Genomic DNA, 20,251 nt, shown 5'->3' with positions numbered 1-20,251 from the left:
TATCGATAAAATTACATCATATTGAATGATATTGAATCAATATCATTATTTTTTCGACGCTATTGTTGCTATATTGTTATTTAAGCATGATGGCTGTGTATCAACTTTCCGCTAACGAGCAAGGGTTATGTCTTAGTTACGTAGCTAAAAAACATGCTAATCTGCTTAAGTCAATAAGTTCACCAAACCACGAGCTAATTAAGTTAGTTAGTAAGTTAGTTAGTTAGTTAGTCGGAAGCTAAACACTGTGGTCCGCTGTTAGGCTGAATACATAACCGAAACAGTCTACCGTAAACCACTAATATCAAAATCGTAATAGTGATGACAAAAGGATGTGTGGCCGCATGGCAAAAAAACTGTTATTCATCGTACTCGCCATGAGCGCTTTTACTGCTCAGGCCAATACTATCTACAAGTGCATGAAGGATGAAAAAGTCATTTTCAGCCAAACAGTTTGCCCGCAAGAATATAGCCAGCATAAAATTGAATATCAATTAGGTATTACCACCGAAATCGACTCTGACAAGCGCGAGTTGAAAGACGATCCATTAAAAGCCTTGCTTAATAAACAAACTATTTCTAAAGAAAAATTACTCCAATTACTCGATGGCGAAATTTATCGACTTAAACAAGAAAATAGCTATTTTGAAATATTACGTGCGAGCGAAATCCAAAAACTGGATCGTAAACGTTATTGGCAGACCACACCTAAAGACGATCCAAGTTACGGCCTAGAATTACAAAACATCTCTGAACGTTTCAATGATCTCACTAAAAACAACATCAATGTTATCCGTGTATTAAATCAACATAAGATGAAGGTCTCTGCTGAAACACCCCCTGATGAATATATGAGTAATTAACCTCAACTCAATGCCAATGTTGAGGTTATCCCCCTAAGCAGACTGTTCTAGTCTGGTTTAAACACCCCGATCATACTGCCGCTAGCCTTTTGAGGTGCTTTTACATCAGTTTGTTGCTCACGGTAATCACACTCTGTGCACTCAATGGTTTCAATGCCATTTTCTTTAAACAATAGAATACTGTCTTTCGCGCTGCATTTAGGACATTTAGCCCCTGCAACAAAACGCTTTTTAATTTTAGTCATGATTTACTCGACTTAGTGTTTACACAATGAGGTTTATACCCGCTTTATACGCCTATTTTGCCATGATTAGCCCACATGAGTCCCGTGATTGTGGGAAATAAATCCTATATGCGATATTATCTGCACCATTATTCTATTCTTAAGAATCAAGTTGTAATTAATGATCAAGATAAGCCAAGCACAGTTAATTCGCGGCAGTAAAATCTTACTCGATGAAACCTCACTGACGATTAACCCCGGACACAAGGTTGGCCTTGTCGGCGCCAATGGTACAGGTAAATCAACATTGCTTGCCTTAATTTTGGGTCATTTACAGCTGGATAAAGGTGAGTTCAGTTTCCCCGCAGGCTGGCAGGTTGCCTCTGTTGCTCAGGAAACACCCGCATTAAATGTGTCGGCACTAGAGTATGTACTGGACGGCGACACCGAATACCGTCAACTAGAAGCCCAATTAGAACAAGCTGAACATGATAATAACGGCAATGCAATAGCGCTTATCCATGGCAAAATTGATGCTATTGGCGGTTATGCTATTAAAGCTCGAGCGGGCTCACTATTAGCCGGTTTAGGCTTTAAAGATACAGATCAGAGTCACCCGGTCAAAAGTTTCTCTGGTGGTTGGCGTATGCGCCTCAACTTAGCCCAAGCACTGTTATGCCGTTCTGACTTATTGTTACTCGATGAGCCAACCAACCACTTAGACTTAGATACCATGTATTGGTTAGAAGGTTGGATAAAAACGTATCAAGGAACGTTAATTTTGATCAGTCACGATCGTGACTTCATCGATGGCATTATCGGTGAAATTGTTCATATCGAAAATCAAAAATTAAATTATTACAAAGGCAATTACTCATCTTTTGAACGCGTGCGCGCAGAACGCATGGCACAACAACAAGTGGCCTTCGAGCGTCAACAAAAAGAACGCTCACATATGCAGTCATTTGTTGATCGTTTTCGCTATAAAGCCAGTAAAGCTAAACAAGCACAAAGTCGCTTAAAAGCACTCGAACGTATGGCAGAGTTATTGCCATCCCAAGTAGACAATCCATTTCAAATGGCCTTTAGAACACCAGAAGCATTGCCAAATCCATTAGTGGTGATGGAAAATGTCTCTATTGGTTATGAAGATAAAACCATCCTTAAACAGGTTGAGTTAAACCTTGTTCCAGGCGCTCGTATCGGTTTATTGGGGAGAAACGGTGCAGGTAAATCGACGCTAATTAAACTGTTATCTGGCCAATTAAAAGCTAAAACCGGTAAATATCAACCTAATCCAGGATTGAACATTGGTTATTTTGCTCAGCATCAAGTTGAATTTTTAAGCCTTGATGATACCCCAATGCAACACTTGATCAGGCTGGCGCCATCCAATGCGCGCGAACAAGAATTACGGAGCTTTTTAGGCGGATTTGGCTTTAATGGTGATATGGCTTTATCGCCAGTACGGCCGTTTTCTGGCGGCGAAAAAGCGCGTCTGGTATTAGCATTAGTCGTTTGGCAACGCCCTAATCTATTATTACTCGATGAACCCACCAACCATTTAGATTTAGAGATGCGCCATGCGCTAACCATGGCATTACAAACCTTTGAAGGTGCAATGGTAATTGTGTCACATGACCGTCACCTATTACGATTAAGTTGTAGTGACTATTACTTAGTGGATCAAGGTGTTGTAACACCTTTTGACGGTGACTTGGATGATTACCATCAATGGTTACTCGATGCGGCTAAATTGGCCCAAGCCAGCAACAAAACGGATGCTGCCATTAGCAGTGATTCGGTGGATAAAAAGCAGCAAAAAAGGATGGACGCTGAATTACGTCAACGAGTATCGCCATTGAAAAAGCAACAAATAAAATTAGAAACCCAACAGCAAAAAATCAACAAAAGATTAGCCGAACTAGAAATTGAATTAGCCGATGGCGACTTATACGAAGCTGAGAACAAAGCTAAAATGACCAAGGTTCTCAACGAGCGTACGACGCTGACTCAAACCATGGATGAAAGTGAAATGGATTGGTTAGAGATTCAAGAACAGATTGAGCTTATCGAACAAGATTTTCAATAAGCGATTGGTTTTCATTATTTTATTGGCATTTGTGCTGTTAATTAACCGCACAAATGCAGCAAGGGATTCTGTATGTCGCAACCTTTTCATCGCCAAACATTTAGTCATACAATTTGGCGTCATTGCGAGCAAAGCTATTCAATTAACCCTCAGTTTTACATACACCTACAAGACAGTTACCACGTAAACGTTAATATTCTATTATTAGCGCAATACCTTGATCAACAGCATTATGTTTTGACGCAGCAACAATGGGAAATATTAACCCTTGTGGTTGATCAATGGGAAACCAATGTCTTACAACCTTATCGACGCTTACGTCGGATCGCTAAGGCGCATTTAGACAACGACGAATATCAAAAAATGCTCGATGTTGAGTTGGTGATGGAACGTAAATCTCAATACATGTTATTGCACAAATTGAATTTACTGCAGGGACAACCACTAAGCACTGATACTACAGACAATACTGAACCAGGAAATATACAACACTATCTAAGTTTATTTGGCTTAGATGAAAGCATTATGGCTGGGTTAACCACGCAAACAGGTCTTATTAACTCGTAATACATCGTCATCTCATTTGAGCCAGTTGTACGCAAACCAATGGGTTAACAATAAGATTCACCCATAACAGCATTGTTTAGACAATAAAGATTGTCTAAACAATGCTAAATAGGCTGGCTGTTGTGACAGTAAGAAGAGTCTTAGTCACACTCAATATCTGGTATGTTCAACACATTGGATAAGGACGCGGCTTCGCGCGGCCTATCTTTATTGACTTCGCGACCACTTACGACCACTTAGAATGTTAGCTTTCATTGCATAAAATTAAGATTTAGACATTATTTATTTTTCGAGTCGGTCATTGATTTTAATTCACCTTCAATAAGTATTTAACTTTTCTTTCGACGCGGTAGATTTGATATTAACGCTTACATTCTGACCTACTAGATAATCAGCTCGATTTTTTTGAGAAGTTCTAACCGCTTCTTCGTCTTCTTTATATTTATAACGCTAACGTGATATTCAAACGATGCCCCTGGTCCTGGGCCATCGCCTAATGGCGTATATGTAGATGGAAAGCTAAACCATCCATTTTCAAATTCGTAACATGGATGGTTTCAATAATCATTACCATGGTCTTTGGTTTTTGCAGCAACAATCTTGGTGGCATGATTAATGGTCATGATTAATGGTATTGAGTAATACCATCAGGTAATACTCAATACATACATTTACACATTATTGCACTGGGATCAGAGCTTCGATTAGCTTTGGTCGCCATTGGCCCTTATTAGCATCGTATGCGCCAAATCCTGATGCGTATTCCCAATATGCCCAGCTCATATTACGTTTTTCAGCCTCGCGCGCAATAAAAGCGGTCCAGGCTTTTTGCTGATCGGGATCAACGCTACGCGAATAAACGCCGAATTCACCTATAAATATTTCAAAACCGCGATTAGCGTGCGCATTCCAACGAGTGACTCGATCAAACATAGCGATTAAGGGGGCCTGATCGCTTTGTGTGCCTAACCAGCGAGTGCCAATCCAATCGTCTGCTCCATTAACCCATTTAGCCCCTTGATGAGTAAAATGAAAGGGCTTGTAATAGTGAATGGTAATTATGGTATTACGCGCATTTACCGAGGATGGTAGTCTCAATTTCGCTAAGTCATCGGGCTGACTCCAATTGGCCGAACCAATCATTACGGTCCGCTGCGTGGTACCATCATTTTGCTGTGCTGCCATATCACCCCAAATTACCGTCAATAATCGTGCAATGATATTATTCCAATCACTGTGATCTATGCTGCTATTAGGCTCGTTCAATAATTCAAAGATAAGATTATCATGGCCATATTCAGAGAGAGGAAATTGCTCACTCATTTGTTGCCAAATACCCTGTAAACGAAGAATGTGTCCCGCTTGCTGACTTTCTGGATCATGCATCATCTTTGTATAGTGATGCACATTTAAGATAACTTTTAGATGCGCATTGTTGGCCCAGCCAACCACTTCTTTAACGCGGGCCATAAATGTATCATTAATGGCATAGGGGAAGGTTAAATCGGCGTGAGCGGACCAGCGAACCGGGATGCGCACGGTTTTAAAACCGGCAGCGGCAATCCTTTGTAAATCATCTTCAATCAGCACGCGACCACCAGACCACTCGCCCTCGACAGGAGCCTCTAGGTAATTGCCAAGGTTGATTCCTCGGCCGAGTTGCGTCTGTTCCAGGCCACCTTGATCATTCCATGCGTAAAGGTCGCTGTAATAGCTGTCTAATAGCACCACGGGATTATCTGTTGCGTTAGCAATAGCGTTGGGACTTCCACAGCCGAGTAAGTTATAAATGACTGTGGCGAATAGTAAAGGCGTTACACTCTTGCGTATTAACAAGCGTGCACAAGCATAGATATCAATAGCAAAGATAGTCGCTAGTTTAACGATCCGCGAATCAACCCACTCTCGTCGATGCTCAACGTGTTCATCAGTCACATCATCAAGGCCACACGAGAACGCTTTACGAACAACACATGAGCAGCAATGATAATTAGGTGTCTCTTCTAAGCTCACGATTGTTTGTCTTGGTCTAGCCATCATTCATTACCTGCAAAATAAAGGTAACTAAAGACTAGACCAGTGGTTGAGTATTCGCCAACGATCTTGGCTAGCCATAATAGGGTCACCTTTGGGCAGTATAAAACGAGCACTATCTTTTCGGGTGATCCACAATAAAAGCACTTAATTATGTTATTCGAAACAATATCAAGCAAAATCGAAGCAGCATAAATATCGGAGTAACGCGGCCGTCGATGACATGGCCAAGTTTACTGGGAAGGACTTGCCAAGTGTCACCGAAGTGCTTGCACTATAGGCTGCTCTTTCACATCCATGTGATCGCGACATTCGCGACATCCTGTAGGTAACCGGCTTATAGCAATTGATAAAATTGAATTGACGATCTAAAAAACCTTAAAATATGAAATTGTTAAGGCGTTACTCGAACTGAAGTCCAAATATTAATAACCGTTGGAATAAAAGTGAGTTATCTCGACTCTAATATCGACTCTAATATCGACAAACTACGACAATATCAAAGTAATATACCGCCCAATAGCGGTATACAACATAAATTGAGCTAGCTAGTTTGAGTCAGTTTTTGGGCCAACGCCGTCGCATTTCGAGCCACAAGCCCATAAATAGACAACTGAGGGTTAGCGCCTAAACTGGTTGGAAATACCGAACCGTCCATCACCGATAAATTTTCAAGATAGTGTGAATAACCAAAACCATCGACCATTGCAAGGGCTTTATCTTCACCCATTGCACAACCGCCCATCACATGGGCCGATGCGACTATGGTTTTTAATAAGCCTAAATCGACATTATTGATAACCTGCTTTGCTTCACTCCACGAATTGAGAAATGACAAACCATCATGCATCGGTAACACCTTTTTGGCACCTGCAGCAAATTGTAACTCAGCCATCGACAAAAATGCCCGACGAGCACCATCCCAAAATCCTTGGTTTAAAGGATAATCTAATGCAAAACTGGTATCCGTTAACCTCACCTGTCCACCAGGACATTGCTGATTGAAACCATCACGAATAAGCGCAATGGTGACCTGCATTTGATTAAAATTAGCCATTAACTGTGCATGGCTAACGCCATAACCAATGGTTTTTGACGCGATCAATACTGGGTGTACAGGCGCAACTTCCAATTTATAACCAACGTCACCCACGGCGCCATCACGCCAAACAAATTCATCGGAATAGATAGATTGCGGTGCACCACTGTGACCATTAATTTGTTCCGCAAAAATCCCTCCCGATAACAATGAAGGATGTAAGAAAGTTTTGCCTAACTGTTTATGGGGATCGGGCGTATTAGAGCGCATTAAAATAGTCGGAGTATGAATAGCCCCCGCACTTAAAATATAATGTTTCGCACTAAAGGTGATTTGCACTGACGTTGGCTTTAGGCCTTCTGTTAACGCTTGTGCCGTTAACCCAACAACTTGATCGCCTTTATGCTCAAGCTTAATCACCCTAGCGCGTGAAATTAGCGTAGCGCCTTTATCCAGCGCCGCGGGGATAGTAGTGACCAACATAGATTGTTTCGCGTTGACAGGGCAACCCATGCCACAGTAGCCCGTATTCCAGCAACCTTTGACATTACGTTTGATAACCGTGTAATCCCAGCCCAGTTTTTCACAACCTTCAAGTAATGCACCATTGTTACGATTGGGCTCATACTGCCATTGCTCAATATTAAGTCGCTGTTCCATCATTTCAAACCAAGGGAGTAAGTCTTGCGAAGATAGTCCTTTAACCGACTTCTCTTGTTCCCAATAAGCTAATGTTTGCTCAGGTGTTCTTATTGATGTGGTCCAATTCACTGTGGTCGACCCGCCCACCGTACGACCTTGAAATATACCAATGCCTTTATCGGCAGTTTTCATCGCGGCCGCTTGTTGGTACAAATTGGGGTAGGCGTGACGTTCTTCCATATCAAAGTGAGTCGATGACTTAAGCGCTCCGCCTTCAATCATGATCACTTTTAAACCCGCTTCCGTTAAGATTTCTGCCGCCGTACCGCCACCAGCACCAGTACCAACAATAACAACATCGGCTTCAAAATGGCGATCGACCTCTAAGCGACTGGCATCGATATGATGCCAACCGTCGTTTAATCCAGTGATAATCGGATCAATAATAGCCAAGGGGATGCTCCTTACACGAGAGAGTTATTGTAGGTTATTAACTAAAAAAGTAGGTTTTTCATAACGTAAGTTGCCCCAATGTTCTGGACAGGCGTAATAACTGGCCATAATCAATTCACGTAAACCGCCGTAAGCGGTTTTTAACATATCCAAATAATTGTAACGCCAAAACTCAAGCATTTCGACCAATTGCTGGGGGTCACGCATTAAAAGCGGTGTCATACTGCCACTGAGTAACAACAAGCCCAAACGTCCTTCAAGCAATTCCAATAACTCCATCAACTCTTGTTGTTGGTCTGGCGCTAAATGGGTAATTGATTGTGAAATTGCATCCAAAGTCCGATTCATCGCGATTTCTCGATGGCTGGGTACCTCGGGTAATGCGCCATCTAAGAAAGCTGGGATCAACACACTGAACAATACTCGGTGATGGATATCATCCGAAGAAGTAGTGATATTTGGCAAATATAAATTAACGCCTAGGGCCAATGCTGCAGTTCCAGCAAACGCTCCAGTGAGAAAGGTACGCCGCTTCATTTACTTCCCCTTGAGTTTATTGTTGTCTCTATTTTTTATGTGGTAGAGTGGCATGAGTAACATTTAAACACATGTTTAAATTTTAACAAACTATTATAGAAATATTCCCTTTATGAAAACGTTATTCACACCGCCTTGGTGGGCTGCTAGCCCGCATGTTCAAACGATTCTACCATTGCTTTTTAAAGTAGCCAGACCTGCAACCTTTAGGCAACGACAAGAATTACCCGATGGCGATTTTATCGATTTAGATTGGCTTGGCCAAGCCCAAAATGGCGAGCCTATATTAGTGATTATTCATGGTCTTGAAGGTAATACAGAATCACATTATGCACGCAGAATGCTCATCGAAGCAAAAAAAGCCAAACTGTCTGCATTGGTTCACCATCATCGGGGCTGTTCAGGTGAGCCTAATCGCTTAGCCCGCAGCTATCATAGTGGCGATGTTAACGACTTAGCCTACACTCTTGAGCAACTAAAACACTATTATCCAGACTCGCCACTGTATGCTGTCGGCTACAGCCTGGGCGGTAATGTATTAGCCAAATACCAAGGTAGCAAACAACAACATAGCTTACTGGAACGTGCCGTGGTTGTGTCGGCCCCTCTCACGTTAAGTGCCTGTGCAAAACGCCTAGAAAGTGGCTTTTCAACCCTTTATCAGCGTTTTTTGATTAAACGCTTACAAGATAAAATGCTCGACAAAATTAACTCTGCAGATTTGACCGAGCAAATGCCGATCACTAAAAAGCAGCTCAAAATGCTGAATACCTTTTATTTGTTTGACGATAAAGTCACCGCACCATTACACGGTTTCACTGACGTCAATGATTACTATCAGCAATCCAGCGGCCTTGCTTATTTACAACATATCACTAAGCCCACATTAGTGATCCACGCTAAAGATGACCCCTTTATGACCGATGAAGTGATCCCAAACCAAGACCAATTGTCGCCGATGGTTGAATACGAGTTGCATGAGTTTGGTGGGCATGTGGGATTTGTTGAAGGGGGATGGCCTTGGAAACCACGTTTTTATCTCGAGCATCGTATCATCGAGTTTATTCTATCTGCAGGTGACACAATAACCGAGCACGATGTCCCCTCTTCCTCGCTAAGTCATTTATAGGAAATACGCCATGCTTGTGCCTTATGAAGCCCTACTGACACTACCTCAAGAAATACTTCAACGTATGATAAAAGAATATCTGTTTTCGCAACTTGAAGATGGCAGCTTTAGTGATGCTAGCGAGCAGCAATTAATAAGTGCGATGGAACAATGTAAACTAGCGCTGAAAAAAGGCGAATTAGTTGTCGAGTTTAGTGAAGACGACGAGTCTATCGCCATCAGACAACGCGAACATATTTCACGGTCATCTACCCATGAATCGTGATAACTAAATGATAGAACTACGACAAATTGATCATATGCCACCGGTGAATAATTGACCCAAAGGTGATAATTACCGTATAACTAGTGACTTGATTTTCATTCGTCCACAACTTTACGTAGGCAAATAACATGTCAGCAAAACACCCTATTATTGCTGTAACCGGTTCATCTGGTGCTGGCACAACCACAACAACTACCGCTTTTATTCATATTTTTAGACAGCTAGGCATCAATGCTGCATTTGTTGAGGGTGACAGTTTTCATAATTTTACCCGTGCAGAAATGGAAGTGTTAATTCGAAAATCCCAGGCTGAAAATCGTAATCTAAGTTATTTTGGCCCCGAAGCAAACAACTTTAAAAAACTCGAAGAATGCTTTACCAGTTACGGTAACACCGGTAATGGCCAAACACGCAGTTACTTGCATACATTTGACGAAGCGGTTCCGTTCAACCAAATGCCTGGCACATTCACCCAATGGCGTGAGTTACCAGAAAATACCGATATGCTGTATTACGAAGGACTGCATGGTGGTGTGGTGACTGAAGATGCCGATGTGGCTAAACATATTGATCTATTGATTGGTATGGTGCCCATTGTCAATTTAGAGTGGATCCAGAAGATTATCCGCGACACAAATGATAGGGGCCATAGCCGTGAAAAAGTGATGGGCTCGATTGTCCGCAGCATGGATGATTACATCAAACATATGACCCCGCAATTTTCGCGAACCCACATTAATTTTCAACGAGTGCCAACGGTTGATACCTCTAACCCTTTTAGCGCCAAAGACATTCCGAGTCTCGACGAAAGCTTTCTGGTGATCCGTTTCCGTGGCATAAATAATGTTGATTTTCCTTATTATCTTAATATGATCCAAGGCTCATTTATGTCCCGCATTAATACTTTAGTCGTCCCCGGTGGAAAAATGTCATTGGCCATGGAGCTTATTTTGACACCATTGGTTAAAGACTTAATGGATAAACGCATAGAGTTACAAAATCTAAATGATATCAAGCCCGATTAAGCTTGATTTAAGTCATGGTGGCTAGAATAGTGACATCGTGATTTCAAGCGAAATAGCGGCAGTTGATGTGCTTAAAGTGCTAATCCCCCTTTTTGTTCTGTTAGTGCATTAAGCACATTAACGAAACCAAACAACGTCGCGGCTCAAGCACCCACATCAACTATTATCCCTTCAGATAAACAAGTGAATACACTGATTGGTTGATAATAGTAAATGACTCACATTGCTCACTCTGAGCATTACATAAGCGGGATAATTTCTCGATAAGCTTGATTATTTTGGTACTGTTTCAAGCGCAAAATAAACTCATCGCTGCGCGCAATCTCCGGGTAATCCTTCAAGGCATCAATGGCTTTTTTCTGCGTATCAATCGCTGCAGTAAAATCACCGAGTTCTGCATATGCAGCCGCAAGGTTATCCAATACAGTCGGATCATTCTGATCATGCTCAAGTAATTTTAACGACATCGACACCGCACGCGAGCCATCTCGATATTCAGCTTCAGGGCACGTTGCTAATATCCAAGCAATATTGCCCATTGATACAGCATCACCCGCAACACTAAACTGCTCCATTGCTTTACCGCAATTACGCACCACGCCATCGCCACCAGCAGAATAAATAAACCCTAAACGAAAATGAGCCCATTTATCACCTTGCTCAACCATTTGCAGATACCATTTTTCAGCAAGCGCTAAATCACGCGGAAATAATTTACCTTCAAAGGCTAAATCCGCTAATGTTTGTTGTGCTTTTATGTGTTGCTGCAGAGCAGCAAGATTAATCCAATTCAAACCTTGTTGAGTATCTTGAGTAGCAAATCGTCCTGAAAGGTTCATTAAGCCCAATAAAAATTGTGCATCAGCATTGCCCTGTTTAGCTTTAATCTGAATATGAACCAGTTTAGTCGCCGCCTGAGACTGAATGGAGGGCGGGATCACAAACGCTTTTACAGACAAACTTAACCCACTTAATAAAACGACACAGATAACAACCCCGATTTGACTCAGTTTTTTCACGCATACCTCGACAACTATTAATGATGCTGATTAAATAACATTAGCTAAGACATAGTTCTAATACAATAGATAAATGCCATTGGCTGTAACCCAATCGTAGTGATGATGAAGACTAATTCACAAAAAAAGTGGACAGTCATCACAAACGAGATAAATTTAATCTAAAATTTAACAAGTTAATATACACTACCCACACTTCTAAATACGATCTCTATCAAAGTTTTCACCGTTTCAATAGCGTAGAATGCTTAATTAGACATTACTTACTTTCATTTTTAATCAATCGAGGAATATCATATGGCTCTGATTGGTAAGCCAAAACCTGACCCAACATTAGAATGGTTTCTTTCACATTGTCACATTCATAAGTACCCAGCAAAGAGTACTTTAATTCACGCAGGTGAAGAGTCTGACACTTTATATTACATCGTCAAAGGTTCGGTCGCAGTATTGATCAAAGATGACGAAGGTAAAGAAATGATCCTGTCTTATCTTAATCAAGGCGACTTTATCGGTGAGCTTGGGTTGTTTGAAGAACAATCTGAACGTACTGCTTGGGTTCGTGCTAAGCAAGCATGTGAAATTGCAGAAATTTCTTATAAGAAGTTTAAGCAACTCATTCAGGTTAATCCTGAAATTCTCATGAAGCTTTCTGCGCAAATGGCATATCGTTTACACAGCACTAGTCAAAAAGTGGGCGACTTAGCCTTCCTTGATGTGGCTGGCCGTATTGCACAAACATTATTACATCTTGCTAAGCAACCTGATGCAATGACACATCCTGACGGCATGCAGATTAAGATCACCCGCCAAGAGATTGGTCAAATTGTCGGTTGTTCACGCGAAACCGTTGGTCGAATTTTAAAAATGCTTGAAGAACAAAATTTGATTCAAGCACACGGTAAAACAATCGTGGTTTATGGCACTCGCTAAAAACGACGACTAAGGCTAAATGTTTAAGCCTTAATCATTTAGGCTTCAGCTTGATTTAAGCCAAGATACTTAAAGTGGTGTTCATACTCTGAACGCCACTTTTTTTTATTTTGGAGCGACCATGAATAGCTTGTTCTCCACAGTAATGAGCAGCTTAATGGCCATCACCATTAACCAACAAGATATTCCCGCAAAAGAACTCCCTCTGGATCACGACAATGTCCAAAAATTGGTTTCTTCTGGTAATATACGTTCATTAGATGATTACTTAGCCTGGGTATCGCAGTATTGTGATGGCCACTTAATCGACGCGCAGCTTTATCAACACCAAGATAAATTGCGCTATAATCTACAATTTAAGCTAAAACAAGGGCATGTTGTTAATCTGCAGTTAGATGCAGCTAATGGCATGCAAGATTCATTGACTCAATTACCGAGCGAATGTACTAAACATGAAACTGTTACTCGTTGAAGATAACCCATTACTCGTTGCCGAGCTTGAAAAACAACTCAAGCAAGCAGGTTATATTACCGATGTCACAGACAAAGCTATTGAAGCCGATTATTTGATGAAAGAAACCAATTATGACTGTGTCATTTTAGACATAGGCTTACCTGATGGAAATGGTTTGTCATTAGTGACTCAATGGCGTGAACGTGGCATCAATACCCCCGTAATTATGTTGACAGCGCGCAGTCAGTGGCACGAAAAGGTTGAAGGTTTTAATGCGGGTGCTGATGATTACTTAGGTAAGCCCTTTCATACCCAAGAACTGCTCGCTCGCATTCAAGCGTTAATTCATCGCGCTCATGGGCGGATAAACTCATCATCCAAACAATTATGTTATGCCGGCGTCAACCTCGACGAAAATGAACAAAAAGTTACTGTCGATGATCAAGAATATGAACTGACATCTATGGAGTTTAGGTTACTCAAAATCTTTTTGATGTCGCCAAAAAAACTTCTTTCTAAGCAGCAGCTTACAGACAAGCTTTATCAGTTTGATGATGAAAAAGAAAGTAACGTCGTTGAAGTTTACGTGACACATTTACGTAAAAAACTGGGTAAAACAGCTATCGAAACCCGCCGTGGCCAGGGTTATATTTTTCATGGCATTATTGAATGATCTCAATTCGTTTTAAATTAAGTCTATGGCTCAGTGGATTAATCATCATTGCCACCCTCATAGGCTTATTTTTGTTTGAGTCGATGCTGCGAGATGCGTTTCATGACTCAATTATTAACCGCCTAGAAGAAGATTTAGAACATATTATTATCGCCACTCAACTCAATGAAGATGAGTTAGTTATCGACCAAAGCCAATTATCCAGCTTCTATCGACCCGCCTATTCAGGACGTTACTTCCAATTAAATTTGCCCGACCGAACTATTCGCTCTCGGTCCTTGTGGGATGCAGAGTTACACATTGAACCCTTACAAGCGCAACAAAAACGCGTTTGGCAGGCTAAAGGGCCCAAAAATAATGATATGCAGCTCTTATCTATCGGCATAGGCGCGCCAAACAGCCCCAACACCGCAACACTGACTGTCGCCCAAGACCTCAGTATCGGCCGTAGTGTCTTCAGTGAAGTGTTTGGCGCTAAATTGGCAATCAATATTGGCATGTTACTCGCGATGATCGCCGGTATTTTTATTATTTTACGCCAGTCTTTTAAGCCGGTGAATCAAATCCAAGGTGCTCTGGCTAAGCTTCGCGAAGGTGAGATTGCCTCGCTATCCATTTCACAAATTCCAGCGGAGATCCGCCCACTCGCCGAAACCTATAATGAATTATTAGACTACACGGCTAAACAGATTGAACGTAGTCGCAATAACTTAGGTAATTTAAGTCACGGCTTAAAAACCCCACTCGCGGTGATGCAGCAACAAGTTGAAGCTCTCGGACTCAGCCATCCCGATGCCGCGATGGCAATGCAGCAGCAATTGGATTTAGTCCATAAAATGATTGAACGTAAATTGGCTGCGGCACGCATAACAGGGGACATGTTACCCGCGGCACAATTAGCCATTCCAAAAGATTTCGATAGCTTAATCCAAACGCTACATAGAGTGCATCACCAACAATATATACAATGCACCATAGTCAATCCGCAGCAGATAAGTCGTATTCCAATTCATCGCGAAGATGGCATGGAATTATTTGGCAACTTGCTCGACAATGCCTTTAAATGGGCAAACACCCAAGTTAACATCAGTATTGGCTACACAGATTCAGAGGCAATATTACTGCAAGTAGAAGATGATGGTATTGGCGTAGAACCAGCCCAAATGGCCTCACTAACCACCAGAGGATCTCGATTAGATGAAGCCACCATGGGTCATGGATTAGGCTTATCTATCGTTAAAGAGATTTGTGACCAATACGGTTTTGTATTGCAATTTAGTCGCAGTGAAACGTTAAAAGGCCTGAGCGTCAGTATTTTGATTAATCAATAACAATACCCATAAAAAAACCTAATTGATGACTCAATTAGGTTCTTTGTCGATAGATGAACATTACATCGCATTGGTACTTTCAAAAATTTTGTCGGCTGATGCCGCTACAAAACCAGTATAAATCTGACCATTATCCATCGGATAACGGCGGGCGAATTCATAGAAACAACTTGGAATTTCAACACCGCCATCGGTAAACTTCACCACCACTTTATCGGCCATGGTCGAAGACTGTTCTAGCAGCACTTCTGGCGACCCTTTAATTTCACCGCCTGAGCTATTTAATAAAAAGCCAGCCTGTTTTAAGGCTTGGTTTACATCTTCAATACGCTCAAACTCAGGTAAATCATTAATTGAAACCGTAAAATGATTGGCACGATAACCTAATGCCGCAACCCACGCCGCATATTCACTTTCAACGAGTAATGCTTGGTATGTCGCTTTATCTAGATCCCAATGACAGCCAGAATAAATGAAATTATCTGCAGTAGTAGCTGCGACATCCACTTGGCCAACTAAGTCATGAATGGTCTTTTGCAACTCAGGGCTAAACTCTTCAACTAACAGCTCAGAAATAAACACCTTTGGCTGTTTAGGATCCGGATGTTCAAAATGCTTGGCAATCAGTTTTTTCTGCACAAACTGATAATCACCACTGTCGACATAACCAAGAGAAGTGAAATGCTTGGCCAGTACGTTTAAATTCACCTTGGCGATATTAAAGGTCCGCAACGCAATATGGTCATTGATGATGGGAGCACCGTGGCCTAATAGCTGATGAATTTTCGCCGCTGACGGCGTCATCTGAATATAGTCTTGCCATAAGGCAGCAAATAAAGCATTAACGTCAGTATGCATGGTTAAATCCTTCTAAATAAGGCTGGCGATTAACATCGCCAGCACTGATCATGCGATGAATTTATCAGTTAAATTGATAAACCAGGGCTTAAAGTTGCAGGTAAGCTCACCGCGTCAGCTTCCATTGAAGCGACTGGGTAAGCACAGTAATCAGCAGCATAAAATGCACTTGCACGATGGTTACCCGATGCGCCAACACCACCAAACGGTGCCGCACCTGATGCGCCAGTGATCTGCTTATTCCAATTAACAATACCTGCACGAATGCGCGCTAAAAAGTAATCATAATCTTCACGGCTATCCGCTAATAGACCTGCAGATAAACCATAGCGAGTCGCATTGGCTAAATGAATCGCTTGGTCAAAATCGCGATAACGAACGAGTTGCAATAATGGACCAAAATATTCTTCATCAGGTAATTCAGCAATCTGAGTCACATCAATTAAACCTGGAGTGACTAAACCGGTTCCGGCTTCAACTTGCACTAACTCAACTAATGAAACGCCACCTAGTGACTGCAAGGTAGCTTGTGCACCAACCATGCCAAGCGCTGCGGTTTCAGAAATCATCGCCCCCATAAACGGCTGCGGTTGTGCGTTCCAAGGACCGACTTTAATTTGCTTAACCGCTTTGACTAGCGCTGCGATTAACGCATCGCCTTGCGCGCCTTCTTCAACGTATAAACGACGGGCACAAGTACAACGCTGGCCAGACGAAATATAAGCAGACTGAATGATGTCATGAACTGCAGCTTTGGTATCCGTTACGCCTTTAACGATAAGGGGATTATTACCGCCCATCTCTAAGGCTAAGATTTTACCTGGGAGGCCAGCATATTGTTCATGTAAAATATGCCCAGTACGAGAACTGCCGGTAAAGAATAATCCGTCAATTTGTGGATGCGACGCTAACGCTTTACCGGTTTCAACTTCACCTTGCACTAGGTTAATCACACCTTGTGGCAAACCGGCTTTATCCCAACATTTCAGCATTAACTCAGCCACTTTAGGCGTCAATTCAGACGGCTTAAATACCACTGTGTTACCCGCCAATAATGCTGGCACTATGTGACCATTTGGCAAATGCCCGGGAAAGTTATACGGACCAAATACGGCCACAACACCATGAGGCTTGTGGCGTAATACGGCGCGTCCTGCAGGTAAATCATTGGTTTCAGTACCGGTACGTTTGTCGTGAGCTTTCGCTGACAAGGCAATTTTACCAATCATAGCACCCACTTCAGTTGCGGTTTCCCACTGTGGCTTACCCGTTTCTTGGGCTATGGTTTCAGCGATTTCGGCTTTATTAGCTTCTAGTTCTGCGCGGTACGCTTCTACAATGGTCAAGCGGGTTTCATAGCCCAACATAAACCAATCAAACTGCGCCGCGCGAGCGGCATCGACAGCTGCATTCACTTGTGTGGCAGTCGCAGTGTTACCTTGCCAAATGACGTCACCGTTGGCAGGGTTTTTTGAGTTAATATCATGACCTTCGCCAGCTAACCACTGACCTTTAATATATTGTGTCATTTCTTGCTCCTACATTGCTAAAACACGAATTTGCTCGCCTTCGCTAACCATAAGACCGGCGGCGATTTCAGGACTAAGCAGTACATTGTCGTGTTCATCAGAGACCAATAATTTTATCGCTGATGCACGATAATCAGCGAGTGAAGTGTTGGATATAATAAAATGGTGATCGGCATGTAACATTTTGCCGATGTTAACCGTGAGTAAGCGACTTTTCTTTACTGAGCGAATATCACTAATTGAACATTCAACCGTTGGGCCGCCATCAAAAATATCGACGTAATTGCGGAACCTAAATCCTTCAGCTTGCAGTAAACGCAGTGCTGGCTTAGTATTTTTATGGACTTCACCGATCACTTTTTGGGCTTTTTTAGGCAACATACACACGTAAACAGGGTTTCGCGGCATCATTTCGGCCATAAACGCTTTTTTGCCTAAGCCAGATAAATAATCGGCTTCAATAAAGTCGATGCCTAAAAAATGATGCTGTAGCCATTCGTAAAAAGGTGAGTCGCCATGATCATCACTAACACCGCGCATTTCAGCTATCACAGTTTCACCAAAGCGATGCTGATGTTGGGCTAATAATAAAAAACGTGATCGCGACAACATTCGACCATTGTTACCTTTACGATAACCGTCTTTTAAAAACAAGGTACACAGTTCCGCGGCGCCCGTGTAGTCATGGCATAATGTCAGGGTTTCAACTTCATTACGGACCGATATTTGTTGAGAGTGGTATACCTCAGTACCTAAACGGTAATGATAAAAAGCATCTTCCATGCCGACAGCCGCTTCAATACCACAGGTACCAACAACTTCATTGGTTTTCATGTCTTCAAGCACCATCAAATAACCTTCGTCAAAAGGTTTATCAACATGCTTGATAAAAGATGCCTCTGCCCTAGCAATCTTTGAACGCAGTAACTCTTCGTTAACTGGTAAAGATGTAAAACCGTGGCCTGACTCGACTGCGATACTGTAGAGTGCATCGTAATCACTTGCACGGATAGGACGTATGATTAACATCTTAATCTCCTCATTGCGCCACAAGCAAACAGCGCTGAAATACATTTCGGCGCATATTTACGTTGTCAGCGTACCCAAACAAAAAAGTGCACGCTGGGGGTGCACTTTTTGCTAATTAACCTGCAACCACTTTTGCTACAGCGCGTTCAAAACGCAATAAGCCATCTGCGATATCAGCTTCTGGGATCACTAATGAAGGAGCAAAACGCACAACGTTTGCACCGGCCATCAAACTCATTAAGCCTTCAGCAACTGAGGCTAACAAAAACTCCCGACTACGACCTTCATATTGCTCATTTAATACCGCACCAATTAACAAGCCTTTACCACGCACTTCACTAAATACGTTGTATTTGGCATTAATTGCCGCTAAACCATCACGAAATAGCTGTTCGCGATGTTTAACACCGTCCAGTACTTCTTTGGTATTAACCACATTCATTACCGCATTTCCTACAGCACAAGCCAGTGGGTTGCCGCCATAAGTAGAACCATGAGTACCGATTTTAAAGTGAGCGGCGATTTTTGCTGTTGTTAGCATTGCGGCGATAGGGAAGCCACCGCCTAGCGCTTTGGCACTGGTTAAAATATCAGGCACGATATCAGTACCCATGTAAGCAAATAGCTCACCGGTTCGGCCTACGCCCGTTTGTACTTCATCAAAAATCACTAATGCGTCGTGCTTATCGGCTAAACGACGTACCGCTTTTAAGAACTCAGGATCACCGTCGATAATCCCGCCTTCACCTTGAAGAGGTTCAAGCATGATGGCACAAGTCTTATCAGAAATAACCGCTTCAAGTGCAGCGATATCATTAAAAGGCACGTGGGTAATACTTTGTGGCTTAGGGCCAAAACCGTCAGAATAAGCAGCTTGTCCGCCTACGGTTACCGTAAAGAATGTACGGCCATGGAACGCTTTATCAAATGCGATGATTTGATCTTTATCAGCACTATGGTTGTCTAGTGCATAACGACGAGCCAATTTTAAGGCGGCTTCATTCGCTTCAGCACCTGAGTTAGCAAAATATACCCGCTCAGCAAAAGTGGCATTAACTAACTTTGTGGCTAATTCAAGCGCTGGCTCGTTAGTCATTACGTTTGATAAATGCCATAACTTTTCGCTCTGCTCTTTTAATGCAGACACTAAAGCAGGGTGACAATGACCTAAACAATTTACTGCAATACCACCAGCGAAATCGATGAATTCTTTGCCTTCTTGATCCCACACTCGGCTACCTTTACCGCGTACAGGAATAACCGCGGCAGGCGCATAATTAGGCACCATAACTTCATCAAATTGGGCACGGGTTAGATTCATTTCTACACTCATTGCATTTTATCCTTCAGGTTGTAAACGGCTTCAAAGCCGCTGTTTCCGCTGTTTGCTTTATATTCTGTTAGTTCATTAGCGGAAGTTTGTATTATTTATGCGACATTATTAGCGAAAATGTGATCAAAATACCAGTTCAGTACAATTAACTTGTGCAGGCTTGCTTGGCATTGTGCATAAAGATTTAAAAAACATGCCTAAACAATGCGCTTATTCAGGGGT

19 protein-coding genes are annotated in these 20,251 nt (G+C 42.2%); 10 read left to right on the top strand and 9 right to left on the bottom strand.

Going from position 1 to position 20,251, the window contains the following annotated elements:
• The first annotated feature begins 344 nt into the window (after positions 1 to 344).
• Positions 345 to 863 (top strand): DUF4124 domain-containing protein, encoded by a 519-nt coding sequence (locus EGC80_RS08450; protein WP_124012440.1) that lies wholly within the window; start codon positions 345 to 347, stop codon positions 861 to 863.
• A 47-nt stretch (positions 864 to 910) separates the two neighbouring features.
• Here the strand turns inward: EGC80_RS08450 and EGC80_RS08445 are convergent, their stop codons facing one another.
• The gene (locus EGC80_RS08445; RefSeq protein ID WP_164839440.1) at positions 911 to 1,108 is read right to left on the bottom strand and encodes a YheV family putative zinc ribbon protein; all 198 of its coding nucleotides are present in this window, start codon (positions 1,106 to 1,108) and stop codon (positions 911 to 913) included.
• 160 nt (positions 1,109 to 1,268) lie between these two features.
• Here EGC80_RS08445 and EGC80_RS08440 point away from each other — a divergent pair, with 160 nt between their 5' ends.
• Both EGC80_RS08440 and EGC80_RS08435 read left to right on the top strand, forming a co-directional pair.
• Positions 1,269 to 3,179, top strand: coding sequence for an ABC transporter ATP-binding protein (locus tag EGC80_RS08440; RefSeq protein WP_124012441.1), 1,911 nt, complete (start codon positions 1,269 to 1,271; stop codon positions 3,177 to 3,179).
• A gap of 72 nt (positions 3,180 to 3,251) precedes the next feature.
• A complete protein-coding gene (locus EGC80_RS08435) occupies positions 3,252 to 3,746 on the top strand; it encodes a TIGR02444 family protein (protein ID WP_124012442.1) in 495 nt (164 codons plus the stop codon).
• A 678-nt stretch (positions 3,747 to 4,424) separates the two neighbouring features.
• On the opposite strand, the gene EGC80_RS08430 is transcribed toward EGC80_RS08435, so the two are convergent.
• The 3 genes from EGC80_RS08430 to EGC80_RS08420 form a co-directional block, all read right to left on the bottom strand.
• A complete protein-coding gene (locus EGC80_RS08430; RefSeq protein WP_124012443.1) occupies positions 4,425 to 5,786 on the bottom strand; it encodes a glycoside hydrolase family 5 protein in 1,362 nt (453 codons plus the stop codon).
• 538 nt (positions 5,787 to 6,324) lie between these two features.
• Positions 6,325 to 7,914 (bottom strand): GMC family oxidoreductase, encoded by a 1,590-nt coding sequence (locus EGC80_RS08425; RefSeq protein ID WP_101034184.1) that lies wholly within the window; start codon positions 7,912 to 7,914, stop codon positions 6,325 to 6,327.
• Between the two features lie 24 nt (positions 7,915 to 7,938).
• The gene (locus EGC80_RS08420; protein WP_124012444.1) at positions 7,939 to 8,451 is read right to left on the bottom strand and encodes a TAT leader-containing periplasmic protein; all 513 of its coding nucleotides are present in this window, start codon (positions 8,449 to 8,451) and stop codon (positions 7,939 to 7,941) included.
• Between the two features lie 112 nt (positions 8,452 to 8,563).
• On the opposite strand from EGC80_RS08420, the gene EGC80_RS08415 reads away from it, so the two are divergent.
• From EGC80_RS08415 to EGC80_RS08405, 3 genes are all read left to right on the top strand, one after another.
• Entirely contained in the window at positions 8,564 to 9,580 is a 1,017-nt protein-coding gene (locus EGC80_RS08415) for a hydrolase (RefSeq protein WP_124012445.1), read from the top strand.
• Between the two features lie 10 nt (positions 9,581 to 9,590).
• Positions 9,591 to 9,845 (top strand): YheU family protein, encoded by a 255-nt coding sequence (locus EGC80_RS08410; RefSeq protein ID WP_101034181.1) that lies wholly within the window; start codon positions 9,591 to 9,593, stop codon positions 9,843 to 9,845.
• A gap of 128 nt (positions 9,846 to 9,973) precedes the next feature.
• The gene (locus EGC80_RS08405; RefSeq protein WP_101034180.1) at positions 9,974 to 10,870 is read left to right on the top strand and encodes a phosphoribulokinase; all 897 of its coding nucleotides are present in this window, start codon (positions 9,974 to 9,976) and stop codon (positions 10,868 to 10,870) included.
• Positions 10,871 to 11,109: 239 nt separating this feature from the next.
• Here EGC80_RS08405 and EGC80_RS08400 read toward each other — a convergent pair whose 3' ends face one another.
• A complete protein-coding gene (locus EGC80_RS08400; RefSeq protein WP_101034179.1) occupies positions 11,110 to 11,889 on the bottom strand; it encodes a tetratricopeptide repeat protein in 780 nt (259 codons plus the stop codon).
• Between the two features lie 297 nt (positions 11,890 to 12,186).
• Between EGC80_RS08400 and crp the strand changes: the two genes are divergently transcribed.
• The 4 genes from crp (at position 12,187) to EGC80_RS08380 (ending at position 15,280) form a co-directional block, all read left to right on the top strand.
• Positions 12,187 to 12,822 (top strand): cAMP-activated global transcriptional regulator CRP, encoded by a 636-nt coding sequence (gene crp, locus EGC80_RS08395; RefSeq protein WP_101034178.1) that lies wholly within the window; start codon positions 12,187 to 12,189, stop codon positions 12,820 to 12,822.
• Positions 12,823 to 12,943: 121 nt separating this feature from the next.
• Entirely contained in the window at positions 12,944 to 13,294 is a 351-nt protein-coding gene (locus EGC80_RS08390) for a PepSY domain-containing protein (RefSeq protein WP_232772146.1), read from the top strand.
• Positions 13,275 to 13,949, top strand: coding sequence for a response regulator transcription factor (locus EGC80_RS08385; protein ID WP_101034176.1), 675 nt, complete (start codon positions 13,275 to 13,277; stop codon positions 13,947 to 13,949). Before EGC80_RS08390 ends, EGC80_RS08385 begins: the two co-directional genes overlap by 20 nt.
• Complete coding sequence (locus EGC80_RS08380; protein WP_124012446.1) at positions 13,946 to 15,280, top strand: sensor histidine kinase; 1,335 nt, start codon at positions 13,946 to 13,948, stop codon at positions 15,278 to 15,280. The genes EGC80_RS08385 and EGC80_RS08380 overlap by 4 nt, the downstream gene beginning before the upstream one ends.
• A 60-nt stretch (positions 15,281 to 15,340) precedes the next feature.
• Here EGC80_RS08380 and EGC80_RS08375 read toward each other — a convergent pair whose 3' ends face one another.
• From EGC80_RS08375 to EGC80_RS08360, 4 genes are all read right to left on the bottom strand, one after another.
• Positions 15,341 to 16,138, bottom strand: coding sequence for a DUF1338 domain-containing protein (locus EGC80_RS08375; RefSeq protein WP_101034174.1), 798 nt, complete (start codon positions 16,136 to 16,138; stop codon positions 15,341 to 15,343).
• A 68-nt stretch (positions 16,139 to 16,206) separates the two neighbouring features.
• A complete protein-coding gene (astD, locus tag EGC80_RS08370; RefSeq protein ID WP_101034173.1) occupies positions 16,207 to 17,667 on the bottom strand; it encodes a succinylglutamate-semialdehyde dehydrogenase in 1,461 nt (486 codons plus the stop codon).
• A gap of 9 nt (positions 17,668 to 17,676) precedes the next feature.
• Positions 17,677 to 18,696, bottom strand: coding sequence for an arginine N-succinyltransferase (astA, locus tag EGC80_RS08365; RefSeq protein ID WP_101034172.1), 1,020 nt, complete (start codon positions 18,694 to 18,696; stop codon positions 17,677 to 17,679).
• A 115-nt stretch (positions 18,697 to 18,811) separates the two neighbouring features.
• The gene (locus tag EGC80_RS08360; RefSeq protein WP_124012447.1) at positions 18,812 to 20,029 is read right to left on the bottom strand and encodes an aspartate aminotransferase family protein; all 1,218 of its coding nucleotides are present in this window, start codon (positions 20,027 to 20,029) and stop codon (positions 18,812 to 18,814) included.
• Positions 20,030 to 20,251 lie beyond the last annotated feature (222 nt).

It is taken from the genome of Shewanella psychromarinicola, assembly GCF_003855155.1.
Lineage (GTDB): Bacteria > Pseudomonadota > Gammaproteobacteria > Enterobacterales > Shewanellaceae > Shewanella > Shewanella psychromarinicola.
The sequence above is the reverse complement of the archived record's forward strand: the minus strand, read 5'-3'. Positions and strand labels throughout refer to the sequence as shown.